At 39.7% G+C, this 15,190-nt stretch carries 13 protein-coding genes and 1 pseudogene; 3 read left to right on the forward strand and 11 right to left on the reverse strand.

Annotated features, from left to right (window positions below):
• Positions 1-518 precede the first annotated feature (518 nt).
• The 8 genes from KSU66_RS20375 to KSU66_RS20410 all read right to left on the reverse strand — a co-directional run bounded on the left by KSU66_RS20375 (position 519) and on the right by KSU66_RS20410 (position 10,104).
• The gene (locus tag KSU66_RS20375; RefSeq protein ID WP_269053288.1) at positions 519-992 is read right to left on the reverse strand and encodes a hypothetical protein; all 474 of its coding nucleotides are present in this window, start codon (positions 990-992) and stop codon (positions 519-521) included.
• Between the two features lie 2 nt (positions 993-994).
• Positions 995-2,269: a replicative DNA helicase gene (locus KSU66_RS20380; RefSeq protein ID WP_269053289.1), complete on the reverse strand. Its 1,275-nt coding sequence runs from the start codon at positions 2,267-2,269 to the stop codon at positions 995-997.
• A 3-nt stretch (positions 2,270-2,272) separates the two neighbouring features.
• Positions 2,273-3,049 (reverse strand): conserved phage C-terminal domain-containing protein, encoded by a 777-nt coding sequence (locus KSU66_RS20385; protein ID WP_269053290.1) that lies wholly within the window; start codon positions 3,047-3,049, stop codon positions 2,273-2,275.
• A gap of 294 nt (positions 3,050-3,343) precedes the next feature.
• Entirely contained in the window at positions 3,344-4,837 is a 1,494-nt protein-coding gene (glpK, locus tag KSU66_RS20390) for a glycerol kinase GlpK (protein ID WP_269053291.1), read from the reverse strand.
• A gap of 35 nt (positions 4,838-4,872) precedes the next feature.
• Complete coding sequence (locus KSU66_RS20395) at positions 4,873-5,703, reverse strand: MIP/aquaporin family protein (RefSeq protein ID WP_269053292.1); 831 nt, start codon at positions 5,701-5,703, stop codon at positions 4,873-4,875.
• A gap of 284 nt (positions 5,704-5,987) precedes the next feature.
• Positions 5,988-7,250 (reverse strand): McrC family protein, encoded by a 1,263-nt coding sequence (locus KSU66_RS20400; protein ID WP_269053293.1) that lies wholly within the window; start codon positions 7,248-7,250, stop codon positions 5,988-5,990.
• A gap of 12 nt (positions 7,251-7,262) precedes the next feature.
• On the reverse strand, positions 7,263-9,671 hold the full coding sequence (locus tag KSU66_RS20405; RefSeq protein WP_269053294.1) for an AAA family ATPase: 2,409 nt from the start codon (positions 9,669-9,671) through the stop codon (positions 7,263-7,265).
• A 52-nt stretch (positions 9,672-9,723) separates the two neighbouring features.
• Positions 9,724-10,104, reverse strand: a complete 381-nt coding sequence (locus tag KSU66_RS20410) for a hypothetical protein (RefSeq protein ID WP_269053295.1) — start codon at positions 10,102-10,104, stop codon at positions 9,724-9,726.
• Positions 10,105-10,352: 248 nt separating this feature from the next.
• On the opposite strand from KSU66_RS20410, the pseudogene KSU66_RS20415 reads away from it, so the two are divergent.
• Together KSU66_RS20415 and KSU66_RS20420 are read left to right on the forward strand one after the other, a co-directional pair.
• Positions 10,353-10,713, forward strand: a pseudogene (locus tag KSU66_RS20415) (peptide-methionine (S)-S-oxide reductase).
• Between the two features lie 239 nt (positions 10,714-10,952).
• Positions 10,953-12,359, forward strand: coding sequence for an MDR family MFS transporter (locus KSU66_RS20420; protein ID WP_269053296.1), 1,407 nt, complete (start codon positions 10,953-10,955; stop codon positions 12,357-12,359).
• Positions 12,360-12,466: 107 nt separating this feature from the next.
• On the opposite strand, the gene KSU66_RS20425 is transcribed toward KSU66_RS20420, so the two are convergent.
• The 3 genes from KSU66_RS20425 to KSU66_RS20435 form a co-directional block, all read right to left on the reverse strand.
• Entirely contained in the window at positions 12,467-12,976 is a 510-nt protein-coding gene (locus tag KSU66_RS20425; protein ID WP_269053297.1) for a QueT transporter family protein, read from the reverse strand.
• Between the two features lie 154 nt (positions 12,977-13,130).
• On the reverse strand, positions 13,131-13,886 hold the full coding sequence (locus tag KSU66_RS20430) for a 3-oxoacyl-ACP reductase (RefSeq protein ID WP_269053298.1): 756 nt from the start codon (positions 13,884-13,886) through the stop codon (positions 13,131-13,133).
• A gap of 63 nt (positions 13,887-13,949) precedes the next feature.
• Positions 13,950-14,171, reverse strand: coding sequence for a DUF2829 domain-containing protein (locus KSU66_RS20435; protein WP_269053299.1), 222 nt, complete (start codon positions 14,169-14,171; stop codon positions 13,950-13,952).
• A 428-nt stretch (positions 14,172-14,599) separates the two neighbouring features.
• Here KSU66_RS20435 and KSU66_RS20440 point away from each other — a divergent pair, with 428 nt between their 5' ends.
• Positions 14,600-15,031: a universal stress protein gene (locus KSU66_RS20440; RefSeq protein ID WP_269053300.1), complete on the forward strand. Its 432-nt coding sequence runs from the start codon at positions 14,600-14,602 to the stop codon at positions 15,029-15,031.
• The last annotated feature ends 159 nt before the right edge of the window (positions 15,032-15,190 follow it).

Genomic DNA, 15,190 nt, shown 5'->3' on the forward strand with positions numbered 1-15,190 from the left:
AAGGATTGCAGACTTATAATCCGGTTTATCAAATAAAAATGTAACAACTATAAATCCTATTAATAATCCAAAAACAACACTTACATAGGTTTTATATCTTTTCTTCAGATACCTTTTCATAGTTAATTACCTCTCTTAGTGGTTTATAACAATCTGGCCCATTTGATGAAAATACTCTACACATAATACTTTACGTTGCTTGTAGTGCAGGCTCCGACTCCGGGAGAATCAGCAGGAGCCTTGAGACCCTGGACGGAGCGCGCGAAGGTATTAAAAGTAGCACTTTGTATACCGCAAAAGGGCTCCATTTATTGAATACTTAATATATAATTACCTTACTGCTATCATACCAGTATTTACACAAGATTCCTTTTTAAATTGAAATAGCACTGCTAAGATGCTTATTGTCGCTCTAATTCGAAGTTATTTCGCTTGTGATTTTATCTTTTGTACCAGAGAACTGAACGGGTTAGGAGAAACAATCATGACAGTTTCTCCCTAGGGTACGCCAAATATAGTTAGTAAGTAACCGCCCTCTTATCCAACGACCTCTCGCCAGCTATCGCATGTCCTAAATAATACGGATAAGCTACGACTTTTTTACGGTGAAAGTACAATATTTCCGCTGCTTTCATTTCGATTAATTGAAATACCTTTCCCAATAAATGAGGCGCGTCTGTCAGCCGCTTTGGGGCTACCTTGAAAAGCTCTTGGTGAAGCGCGTGTGCTTCCAATATATTCTCGCTATAATAAAAAGCGAATTCTTCCGGTTTAGTTGTTGCGGCAACGAACAACTTCACTTTGCCAATTTCGAGTACATTTTGTTCGATCATCTTGCTAATCGCTACCTCGTCATAGTCAATCGTATCGAGAATTTTAGAGTCCTCATTTGCGCACACTTTACATTCAGAAACCGCCCAGAAAACGCGGTGTGCCAATCGTTGCATATCTGTTTCTATCGCTAAATAAAGAATTTCCAGTACCGTAACCATCCTCATACAGTCCTTTCTGTTTGCCAATCGATATTGTGGAGCATCCCTGTTTCTTTCACATAACAAACAGTTGCCATCCCAGTTGGCCCATTGCGATTTTTGGAAACATTCATCTCCAACCTATTTGGACTAGCTGTTTCTTTATCGTAATAATCATCACGATATAAAAACACAATGACATCCGCGTCCTGCTCGATATTACCCGAGTCACGTAAATCGCTCATCATCGGTCTTTTATTGTCCCGAGCTTCGACACCGCGGTTCAGTTGGGAGAGACAGACGACAGGACAGTCAAACTCCTTGGCCATCTGTTTTAAGTCATTGCTAATTTGACCGACAATTTCCGTCCGGTTCTGCTGCAAGTAATCACCTCGAATAATTTGTAAGTAATCGACAAAAATAATCGGTTTCAACTTCGGTTCACTGTTAATAATTTTTCTCGCAGTCGCCCGCATTTCGGACACTTTTAGTGCTGCACGATCATCAATGTGAATATTCGCTTCGTCTAATCTGCCAAGTGTCGGCATCCAGTTCGCCTTTTGCTTCGTTGTGAAATGGGTATAGGGGTTCCGCATACGAAGACGGTTGTAGCCACCCGTTACTGCAATTAACCTGTCTATCATGGAGGTTCTGCTCATTTCAAGTGAGAAGATAATCGGCCTATAACCAGCAAATCCAGCATGCAATGCAAAGTGATTCAACGTATCCGTCTTTCCCATCGACGGTCGTGCGGCGATAATGGTTAGTTCAGCAGGTTGGAAACCATCAAGCAGTTTTTCCAAATCCTTTAAGCCTGTCGTGACACCAGGGGTTTCTACCAGAGGCTCATAAGGTCTCTCCCCCATCCGGATCAAATCCATTTGAATATTCGTATCTAATCCGGCGTTTCCACTTTTCTCTAAATCCTCCAAAGCCTTTTGAATCTCACCGATTGCCATGTCACTTTCAGTTGCCTGAATCAAGATTTTGTTTTTCTCACGGTTCTTCCATGTCCCAAGCAACATTTCCACATAGCCATCAAACTTCGTTGGACTGGCGAAGTTTGTTAACTCAGCCAAGTAATTCGCACCACCAAGTGCAGTTGGATCCATCATCGTCAGCACAGTCACAAAGTCAACAGGACGCTTTGCTGCAAATAAATCTTGCATACACTGAAAAATATTTTTGTGCACATGACTGATGAAAAAATCCCGCATCACACCACTATCGGCAATTAAATAATTTTCTGCCAACATCGTTCCCAGTACACTTTTCTCAATTTGCTCATGACGTGCCATCGTTTACTCTTCCCCTTTGCTGAAGTCTAGTTCAAATGATTTTGGTGAACTGTTTTCTGCTGTTTTTTTATCTCTCGTCTCTTCCAAATAGTTTTCAAAGTTTGTCGCATTGAACAAAGTAGATGGTCGTAAATACCTTTTCCAATGAGCGTCGTTCAGCCATTCTTTCACTTTCCAGTCGATCACCTTTTTGAATTCCTCCAGCTTGTAACCTTCTCGGTAACGCGCTTTCACTAAGCGTTCCGTTGGCTTGGACGATGCTTTAAAATGCTTTTGTGCTTTTTCATTTAAATATTGAATGACAGACACAACATCGAGATCCTGCTCGACATATATATTCTTAATACTCTTAACCTCTTTGGTTATTGGTAGTGGCAAATTGCCCTCTCTAGGGGGTGCAATTTGCGTTTCTCCTTCAGCTGAATTTGCTACACTGGTCAGGGCATTTTGCATTGTCAGGGCGTGCAAAGCTACATAGTCAATCCGGTACCATTTTGTCTTGTCCATTTTCATGCGATTATAATGAGACGCGGAAACGATTAAGCTCTTCTTTTCTAACTTAATAATTGTTCTTTTGATAGTATCGACAGACCAAAACGGGAATTCTTCATTTTTCCATTCTTCATACGTTTTATAAACCCATTTATGGCCATCCCGTATATTGAGGGAAATTTGCGATCTAAAATGAAGTTGCTGCAATAAAATCGCTTCATTCAATCCAACTTTTAGCGCCAATGAGCGGATAATTTGAAGTGGTGCTTCGTTAATTAATAATTTCATCGTAAAACCCCTTCCAGTTAAGTACAGTTAATTTCATGCTAAGTTGATGGTGATGTTCTCATTCGAAGTACGATAGCTTTTGCATAGACGAATGGGCCTATCGATTGCTATATAGATGCAGAATGACAAAAAGGATACAGCGTAGGTAAATTAAATTAAAAGGTTAATTGAAATGAGGAAATTAATAGTAAACATAAAAATATCCACCTCTCATTTAACTTGAGAAGTGGATATTTTATAATGTTCGAGATACCTGACTAAATCTATTTTATTACCGTGGAGAATTTATATTTTTTATTTAAATGCAATCGCAGCATTGACTGCTTTTTGCCATCCTGTGTATAACTTTTCACGCTCTGATTGTTCCATGTCCGGTTCAAAAGCACGGTCTAGATGCCAATGTGAGGCAATTTCGGAACGATCTTTCCAGAATCCTACTGCCAATCCTGCTAAGTAAGCAGCGCCAAGTGCTGTCGTCTCATTAATCACTGGACGTTCAACAGGCACATTTAGTAAATCTGATTGAAATTGCATTAAGAAGTTATTTTCAACAGCGCCACCGTCGACACGTAATTTCTTTAACGTAATCCCAGAGTCAGACTCCATTGCATCGAGTACGTCTTTCGTTTGGTAAGCTAGCGATTCCAGCGTTGCACGAATGAAATGTTCCTTTTCCGTACCGCGTGTTAATCCAAACACTGCGCCCATTACATCGCTATCCCAGTAAGGTGTACCGAGGCCAACAAAGGCAGGTACAACGTATACCCCTTCAGTCGAAGCAACTTTTTCGGCATACCCTTCACTTTCGGCAGAAGTACGTAGCATACGAAGTCCATCACGCAACCATTGAATCGAAGAACCCGCGACGAAGATACTGCCTTCTAGCGCATACTCTACTTTGCCATCAATTCCCCATGCAATCGTCGTCAGAAGTCCATTATCCGACTTAACAGCTTTTTCACCAGTATTCATGAGCATGAAACACCCCGTGCCATATGTGTTTTTAACCATGCCGCTTTCAAAACAAGCTTGTCCAAACAAAGCAGCTTGCTGATCTCCAGCGATACCCGCGATCGGTGTTGCCTGACCGAAGAAATGTACTTCATCTGTATAGCCATAAATTTCTGAAGATGATTTTACTTCCGGTAGCATAGATGCTGGGACGCCCAGGATATCAAGCAATTCTTGATCCCACTCTAAATTATATATATTGTACATTAACGTTCTTGATGCGTTCGAATAATCCGTTACATGTTCTTTCCCACCAGACAATTTCCAAATGAGCCATGTATCAATGGTTCCGAATAGCAAATCACCACGATCTGCTTTTTCTCTAGCACCTTCGACATTGTCTAAAATCCATTTCACTTTTGTCCCTGAAAAATAAGCATCAATGAGCAAACCCGTTTTATCTCGGAACAAATCATTGTAACCGCTTTCTCTAAGTTCCTCACAAATCTCCGCAGTTTGTCGAGATTGCCATACGATCGCATTATAGACGGGTAATCCTGTTGTCTTATCCCATACTACAGTTGTTTCACGTTGATTTGTAATACCGATTCCAGCGATATGCTTAGCTGTAATATTTTTTTCTGATAAAACCTCTGCCATGACTGCCAAAATCGAGCTCCAAATTTCATGTGGATTATGTTCAACCCAACCGGAATGCGGGAAATATTGCTTGAATTCTCGTTGTGCAGAATGAAAGATTTCTCCTTCTTTATCAAATAATATTGCTCGTGAACTCGTTGTTCCTTGGTCCAATGCTAAAATATATTTTCCAGTCATGTTTTTATCCCCATTTCATTTTATATTGTTTAAACTTAAACTCTCTCAACCTTAGCATAATTTGATACTTTTGATTGTTCTTTACGCACTGAATACTGCGCGCCAAGTAATACCGCTAGAACGATAGCCCCTACAAGCCAAAATGCAACACTATTTTTCCCTTCAAAAACTTGTTGATAAAATAATGCCCCGAAAGAACCGCCAATTACTGGACCGACAACCGGTATCCATGCATAGCTCCAATTTGATTTTCCTTTACCTGGTATTGGTAAAAAGAAATGAGCAATACGCGGACCTAAGTCACGAGCTGGGTTAATGGCATACCCCGTAGTGCCACCAAGAGACACACCAATTGCAATGATGAGCGCACCTACAATTAAAGGATTGAGTCCTTCTGTAAATTCATTCGCCCCTATGGATAGTAAGCCGACGAGTAATACGAATGTCCCGATTATCTCACTCGTTAAGTTTGAAAGTGGATGAGGGATAGCTGGGATTGTCGCAAATACTGCTAACTTAGCATCCGTGTCCTCTGTTTCTTTCCAGTGTGGTAAATAGTGGAAGTATATAATTGTAGCACCAATAATCGCACCTACCATTTGTGCAAATACGTACATTGGGACATTTGCCCACGGAAATTCACCTATTGAAGCTAAACCAATTGTCACGGCAGGGTTTAAATGTGCACCGCTTACATTACCAACAGCGTAAACACCCATCGCAACTGCCAGACCCCAACCAATCGTAATTACTATCCAACCTGCGCCTTCTGCTTTCGACTTTTTCATTACGACACCGCCAACCACACCAGCCCCGAAAATGATTAAGATCATTGTTCCAACCAGTTCCCCTAAAAATGCTGTCATCTCTTCTCCTCCTTCTTCTTATGGTTAGGACATGGCATAAGTAAGAAACAAAAAAAGTCCACACTTAATAACCTGCTGTTCGCAAGACTTAAGTGTGGACCTCTCAACTCAACCACGTGATATTAACCTAGGGAAAGCATAGCAATGTTTTAATAGTCTGTCAACCTATCTTTTGAATATTAATTCTAAAACGCTTTAACTGCTTATACATAGGTCTTCGTTTGAATTAATTCATTATTACCCACCCAATAATAAACCCCTTGTAGGATTTCAGTAAGAAACTGTCAATTTAGATGATACCCAACAATTTCTTTTAATTGGGTAATCGTTTCAGAACGACTGTGCAAAGTTACCATATGCACCGCCACCTTTTTATTCTCCTGTTCCTCAATTGACCAGTACTCAATTGGAAATGCTTCACTAGTTATCTCTGGTGTGAATGGATACAGTAAAATGGCTGCCTTTGCATTCTTATAGCGCGTTACATATGCATACATTTGATATAAATCTTCACGTTTTACACCGTGACGGCCACTGTTAGTCAATCTCTTCCACTTTGTATCAATTACGATTTGCGAGCTATCATTCTCAATCACAAGGTCTGGTCGTAACTGAAAGATCCCACGATTTGTCCGTTCGTTAACCAGCAATCGATGACCGCTATGCTGTTCAAACACTTTATCTGGAATTGCATCATGCATTAATTGAGCAATGTACTTTTCAAACAGGTCATTCATTTCAAATAGTATCGAAAATGAGACACTCGTATCATTTGAAAATGTGCTCACTTGTCGTTGAAGAAATAGCTTTGCCAGCTCTAACGGTACTTCATATCTTTTATTTGTTCGGTCCACTATGATGGATTGTGCCTCGAAATAAGTGATTGGTCGATTGGAAATACCATCTAGCAAATTCAATATTTGCTGCAATATTATTTGCGTCTCAACCCGAGTGACGACTTTTGAAAGCAATATGGACACTGTTTTAAATAACCGGTTTAGATTATGATCTTCAGTGCGCTCTTCATATTCACAATAAGCTTGATAAGGTTTATTACGGCTTATATTTTCACGTATATGTTTTTGGACAAGCAACGAGCCCTTCAGACTCATTAAGTTATTTTCCACTTCGACATATTGAGTGATGATGCCGTAACGTAACTGTTTTAATAACTTAGTTGCAAAATAGGCCGCTAATAATTCTAGTAAATCATCTTCTGTTGTCGACACATATGATTTACTGCTAATATTGGCTTGAATATACCCAACTTCATTGAGCATCCGATACAATACTTCACGGCAAGAAGCTTCCCCTTCAAACGCTACTTTCGGAAGCAACTCTATAGAAAAATCACTACATTGAATAAAACCTACATAATTTATAAATAAAACAGAATGACTTCCCCAAATAATATACTGTTCCTTTAATTGTTCATGTTCAATATAGGCTGCCAATTCTTCTGCTTGCTCACGAGTAATTGTATTGGCCTCATCACCTTCACCAATTAATACCGATTCGTATCCTTCAACAATAGTAATGTGTTTCAAACCATTCACTCCTTAGTAAATACGAAGTAACGCCTCTTTTGAAGGAGTTGGATTTATCACATATTTTGTGCGCTCTTTTAGCCGTAAACTTGTTTGGTTAAATAAATCATTCGGATAAACCATATAAGAACTTATAAATGCATCTGATTGGCCGACTTCTCCTGACCCGCCTAAAACCATCCCAATCTTTTCCCAGTCATCATAAAAGTACTCTTGCAGCAGAGGTATGACTTTCTTTTGAATCGTCTCAATAAGAGAATCCACCGTCTGATCCTTCCCTAAGAAAAAGGCATGTCCGATTTGATGATCACGATCATATAAATATTCAATTCTCCTGTTAATCATTTCTAACAGCATCCGAACATTAACCCCTTCTACATCCACTGGTAAAAGCGATGCATCGGGCATCATTTCAATAAAATCAAATCGACGGCGAAGTGCTGTATCCATATGCGTAATCGACCGATCTGCTGTGTTCATCGTTCCAATGATATAAAGATTCCCAGGTACACCAAAAGTTCCTTTTGAATAAGGTAGCTTCACGACAATTTCGTTTGTTTCACCTAGTCTTTTATCATCTTCAATTAACGTTATTAGCTCCCCGAAGACGCGCGAGATATTGCCTCTGTTTATTTCATCAATGATGAGTACGTAATTTTTTTCGTCCGGCGCAATTTCTTCATTGCTTAATAACTGTTTGATGAATTCCATATTTAAATTGCTTTTCTTCAGTTCATAAATGGACTGTTGGGAAAAGACTTTTGATGATAATTGCTTGACCGAAATATTTTCACCTGCATATAACCATTCCACTTTTCGGAAATGATTGTACACAATCTCCGTATCACTATTAAAATAATACGCGCCCGTCACTTTTCCAATTGCTTTAATATAATGATTACCACCCGAAACAACGACAATATCATTCAAGGCTAAGCGATTTTTAAAACGATTAACCGCCTCTTCTTCAAACTTACTTCGCCCTTCATCACCGTGCTGCTCTAATTCATTACGAACATCTTCTAAACTCATACAAGATTGATAGTCGATTTCCCCGCCATAACCAAGTGCGATTACATTATTCTCCAAACAGTATTCAAAAATATCATCATCGAAATTATTATCACCGAGTGACATTTTAAAGAAATCAATTTCATTTTCATCAAATTCATAAGTTGTAGGTAATGTCATCGTAGATAGTTTTGCCGCTTCACAAATTTCTTTAAAAATCCCATCAGTCGGAACAAATGAGCCTTTGTCATCGCTTCTTAGACCTTCAACAAAATCTTCATATGTATAAGACTGATGGAACGTACAAAATTGAATTTGCTTTTGATCAACAAAACGACTATAGGCTTCGATCCATTGTTCGCGATTTGTTTCACCAGTTTCGGCCTCTTGAATATCGTACTCCTCTACTAACGATGGATCCACAATTTCTAGCGCTTTACGAATCACAGAATAGGTTTTCCCGGTTCCAGGCGGTCCATATAGTATTTGGTTTTTAGCATAAGACATTTTCTTCTCACTTCCCTCTGATGGATTTACAATTCGCTTGGTTCTAGCCGTTTCTTCTATTAAATCAACTAAGTCATTTCCACTGTTTTGTGTTAAATAGCGAACAGAAATCCCCTGCGGTAACCCTTGAGGAAAATTAATCGGCAAATATAACTCCTCTTCAATTTCAATTACAGAATATGAGTTGTGAATCCCTGTGGATGAATGCTCAAGTAAAAACTCCATATCTAGGCCAGCATCCAGATAAGCTTGTTGAATGCGTTGATAGGAGGAATACGTTGGAAAGTACTTCTTTTTCTTTAGTTTTTGAATGTCGCTAATTTCTAATTCGTTTACAAGTGGAAAGTCTTTTTGGACATGACGCAATCGTCCTTCCTGATCATAAATGAAACATCGCTCATTATATGTATCATCATCCTCATGTCCAACGGCAAATTCTAATAGCCCTTCTTCATATAAGCGCTCGAGTATTTCACCTGCTTGGACATATTGGTGAATATGCGCACGGTTCGTTTCAGTAAACGGCTCATCATTTAACGTTTCAAAATGCTGAAGGTCCTTGAAAAACTCAAATGGTAAAGTCATTCGATTTAGTTTATTCTTCTTTTTTCCGTGCGCATAATAAAACTGCATCGTCGGCCTCTCCACAATCTCTTTTACTCGGCATTGCCAAGCTAACATTGGAGATGAGATGATTTTATCTTTCAAATGTGATACACACTGATCCCGAATCCCAGCACCAGAGACTAAATAGATGACATCCCCAACCTGCTCCAAGTCAATTTTTGTATTTCTTTGATTTGGTGCACGAACTGCCATACCACGTGCCCAAAAGAACTTCTTCATGCGTTCGAAGTATTCAAATTCCCAAATCCGATTTGATAATAATACATAACGATTCATATATCATTAACTCCCTTTCCCATCATGCATAGAACACGAATTATATACATTATTAAATGGAGGGTTGTTCAACCCGTGGTGAATCAGTTTCCCCATGATAATCCGACCTAGTTGTTACGTATAACAAGTCGTTTAAAAAGTCATCTAAATCACTTGCTTGTTTAAACTTATAAGAATAGCCATAATGAATCGGATTTCCCCCGTTATTCTTCCTTGTAGGAAACTTTTTTAATGCAGTGCTATGGTACTTTTTATCGCTTGTTAATAATGAAACTTTTTCCACCATATTTGGATTCAAAACGATACTAATTTCTTTATTATGTAGTAAATAGACGATTTCTTTACTATTGATATGTTCGTACTCTATCGCCTTGCTCGTTTCTAAATTTAATGAAAAGTTGTTTTTAATAAAAACTGCGTGTAATTTATCCATTGAATCACTTCTCTCTATTTATTACCTTTTAGGTTCTTTAGTGGATTATTCCACTATTTACTATATTATCCTACTTTACCATAAGCCAGGCATCTCTTTGCTAGATAATAATATAACTATGAGCAACATCGTTGCAGCTTTCTTTCTATTACGGACAAGGAAACGTGATGTTATACTTGCTAGACAAACTTAACTAATTTGCGACAAGAGCAACTTTCTGCAAATCCTCGACAATGAAGAGTAATTAAATGGGTAAGAGACTTTTGGAATACTTTTTTGCTTTATTAAACAATTTACCTGGTGTTAATTTCACAGAAGCAGTTAGAGCTAATGAAACCAGTCATACGTTTAAGGGTGATTATGATGGGTACGCTGAATGTGTATAAACAGCATTTGACCCGACAATTGTATCGATTAGAGAATTAATGGGACATCTATTTGAAATCATTGATCCATACAGTGTGAATAAACAAGGACAGGATGTTGGCTAGAAATACAGAACAGGCATAATCCCGAACACTTAAAAGAGGCGCAGGCGTTTCTTAGTGAGCGAAATGTCCTGATGATTATTGTCATATTCCTGAAGATATATTAAACAGGTATAAATAACGGTAGCTATGTGATAATTTCTACCTCAGGTACGCAAAATTTTGGACACGTATCTTGCGTACCAAACATTAGCGTATCTTATTTGTGTATCAGTGCATCATACATTTATGACATGTCTTTCGGTTCGTTAAGTGTTGCGCGAACAACAATATCTATTATTTCCATACACAACATACATTTAATGCAATCAGAATAACCTGCACTCATTTAGACAATAAATTCGAGGTGGTTTACAGGTAATGGACAACTCGCAAACGTTTGATCTCAAAAAGAATATTCCACTAATGGCCGTTTTGTTATCCGGAGCATTTATTACGATTTTAAATCAGACCCTTCTTGCCACAGCCCTGCCGCCAATCATGAAGGATCTCCACGTGACGGAAAGTACTGTTCAGTGGTTGCAGTCGATTTTCATGCTCGTCAACGGCATTATGATTCCAATCACAGCATTTTTAATTGGAAAATTTACGACACGGAAACTATTCCTAACAGCTATGAGTATATTCGCCTTTGGTACATTAGTTGCGGCCATTTCGCCTAACTTTTCAATTTTATTACTTGGGCGCGTTTTTCAAGGAGCAGGTGCCGGGATTATGATGCCACTCTTGCAAACGATCATGTTCCTACTCTTCCCCATTGAACAACGCGGAAAAGCGATGGGTTTGTATGGGCTCGTTATTGCATTTGCACCCGCAATTGGTCCGACCCTATCTGGTTATCTTGTGGATCATTTCGCATGGAAAAGTATCTTTTATGTCGTCCTACCGATTGCGCTCATAATTATCATTGCCGCCTTCTTTTTACTGAAAAACGTGACGGAACTCACCAATCCAAAGATGGATTACTTGTCCATTGTCCTCTCCACACTTGGTTTTGGCGGACTCCTTTACGGCTTTAGTATTGCTGGTAACACGGGCTGGCTTCATCTGAATGTTGGTATAGCCATTGCAATCGGCGCTATTTCACTCTTTTTATTCATCGCGCGGCAATTAAAGTTAGATGAGCCTATCCTTGAATTCCGGGTCTTTAAATATTGGGTGTTTACGCTTGCCACTGGACTCGGCATGATTGTGTTCGCCTCGATGATTGCAACAACTGTGATTTTACCAATCTTCATGCAGAACTTGCTTGGGTTCAACGCCTTTCATTCCGGCCTCATGCTCCTACCTGGTGCGATTGTTATGGGCGTCATGAACCCAGTATCAGGTGCACTGTTCGATAAATATGGCGCAAAATGGTTGTTGCGCACTGGATATCTTATCCTGACAGTAACAACGTTCATGTTTGCATACCTATCCGTAGAGACAACTTTCACGTATTTAGCCGTCTTGAATGCGGTTCGGATGGTGGGCATCGCCATGGTCATGATGCCAGCTACAACGCTTGGGTTGAATGAGTTGCCTAATCACTTGATTGCTCACGGAACCGCCATGAACAATACGTTCCGTCAGATTGCTGGTGCAATCGGGACTGCCGTTCTCGTCGCAATCACGGTAACAGCGGCAATCGGTGACGACTCGGTTTCCGGTGCCATCCACGGGGTCAATGTAGCCTTCCATGTGGCAGGATACATTGCATTTTTCGGACTGCTGTTGTCATTTGCCATTCGGGATCCGAAACCGAACCAAAGCTCGACGGAAGTGTAACGCGGAAAGTCTACCATAGGTATTTGAAATGAGGACTACAAAAAAGCCAACCTAATTGGGTTGGCTTTTGATTATATTTATTATGTGAATTCTGCTTACACCTAAAACTATTTTGTGAAATCGATTTTCTTGTGCAAGGAATGCATGATGATCCCACCAACTGTCATCGACAGCAATTCACCAACGCCGACTGTGAAATAAGTGAGCCAAAATGGAAGTCCATATAAAATCGTTAATTGGCCAGCCACTGTAAACATTGATAAAGCAAAGATAATTGCGGTTAAGACCATTTTTAGGACGTCGCTCTTGATATTTCTTGTGACTCTCCTACAGAGTAACAAAACAAGAAGTGTTCCAATTCCGCCAATAGGCACATCCAGTATCCAAGTAGGCGACATAAAATTGGCGATTACCACACCTGCTGTAACGGCAACGACATATCGTTTATGATACAGGGCGAGATAGTTAAACATTTCCGACAAGCGGAGCTGGATTGCCCCAAAACTGATCACTGAAAGCATGACAGTTACCGCCACATATAATGCAGCAATTAGTGCAGACTTTGCTAGTTCACTCACGGCTGTCCGCGGTGCACTTTTAAGCGTAGAAGTATTCAATTTTTTATTCTCCTTTGTAAAATAGCACGGGCTATTTTAGTAATAACTACGGCCAAAGGAAGGATGAGTCACTCACTCAAACCAAAGTGCCGCAGTGCAAGCAGAATTTGCTTACCCGTCTAGTATAACAGAAGAAAATATTCTTGAATATCTCTTATCGTGCAATCCAGCCGCCGTCCATAGGAATCACGGTACCGTGGATATAATCGGATGCCCGACTTGCCAAATAGAGCGTGAGTCCAGCTACTTCATCTGGTTGTGCCCATCGCCCCGCCGGTGTTTCTTCCGCGACCCATTTCGCCATTTTTCCATCGCCTTCAAAATCAGCCTTATTCATCGGCGTTTGAATGGCGCCAGGCGCGATCGCATTGACTCGAATCCCTTCCCGGCAATAATCGTAATCCGTTTGCTTCGTATAACCAATGATGGCATGCTTCGAGGCCGTATAAGCTGCACCTCCCCCTCCTGCCACAAGTCCCGCGATCGATGCCATATTGACAATGACGCCAGATTTTCGTGCTAACATATGAGGCATGATCGCATTGGTAACAAAATAAGTACCCTTTACATTCGTGTCCATAATACGATTCCACAAGTCCTCGTCTGTTTCTAACGTTTTTGCATAGCCATCCAATACGCCTGCAGTATTTAATAAGATATCGATCTGCCCGAATATCGACAAGGCTCGTTCAACGGCTTGTCTCACCTCGTCGTTGTTAGCTACAGAACCGACCTCATAAGAAAAACAAGAACCGTTCTGACTTTTCAAACGAAGTAGCCCTTCTTCATCTAAATCGAATCCAAAAACAGTTGCCCCATTTTCCATAAAAGCAATTGCCTGTGCCTGTCCAATACCTGAGGCAGCGCCTGTTATAAAAACGGTCTGGCCTTTAAACTCATCGAATCTCATAATCTTTTCCTCCTCACACAAAAAGCCCATGAATTTATCATGAGCTTCATTTACGTGTTCAATTTATTCTACAATTATCCAATCCTCGGCCAATAGGTCACAAACAGTCGGTGTAAACATTGTGTAGCCTTCACCTTTAACGTCAATGAGGAAGTAAGGGTTCAACTTTTTCCCGTCATGTTCGCTTTCTCCAACTAGTTTCACATACAATTCCGCTCCGCCCCAGCCACTACGTATCACTTTTTCGCCCGCTCTCAAACGGGGTAATATTTCTTCAAATGTCATTTGATTATCATCCTCTACTTCTACTATTCTTTGTCAACAAATTATACTAAACCCCTTCTGTTATTACAACTTCATAGACAAAATTGATTGAAATGCAGAAGTGTCAGGCTTAATTACAACAGTTCCTAGTTTGAAATAAGTATAACTTCTTAGTTTCCGGTTCATAATTTCTTTTATGTTTAGCAACTTTAATAAAGGGAATCTGTGTCACAAACAATGACGATTCTTTCATTTTTTACGATGGTTTCATTAGCTTATTATTGTCACATTAAGCGGTTCTGAGGACTTCCGTTCCCCCACAAAATGTGATTAAATAAAGGTATAAAGAATAGTCACTTTTCATTTTACGTTTGGCAAATCGTCGTTTCTTAAAACAAATATCATCTTCGTTAAAAATACAAATGATTTTTCGAAAAGGAGATATGGATATGGATGATTATAAAAACATTCTAGTTGCAGTTGATGATTCAAAAGAATCCGAAAATGCCTTACGAAAATCAATTGAGATTGCAAAACTTGGCCACGGTTTAAGACTACATATCGCCAATGTCATCAATTCCTATTTGGTTCCTGAAGATGATTTTCCATTGCTTGAAAGAGAGCAACAACTTTCAGAGAACATGCTGAATCGCTATAAATCAATCGTTCTGGCTGAAGGTATTACAAACGTTGAAGTACTCATCAAACACGGTTCCCCGAAAAAATTGATTGCCGGTGAGCTCGCTTCATTAGTAAATGCTGATTTAATCGTTTGCGGTGTACAAAGTATAAAAAATGCCGAACATTTCTTCCTTGGATCTGTCTCTCAGTATGTCGTTCAAGAAGCTACATGTAATGTTATGATTGTCCGTACTGATTGATCTAAGTGAAGTGTGCCTCACATATCTCCTGTTAATGAAGACCGCAACCATAAAAAAAGCATGATCCCATAGTTTTGGGGTCATGCCTTTTTGAATTTCCCAACCTTTTACCGACATCCCCCACCAACTTGTTCAAATTCAGAGAATAAATTTTTTAGC

Source organism: Sporosarcina sp. G11-34, assembly GCF_026931025.1.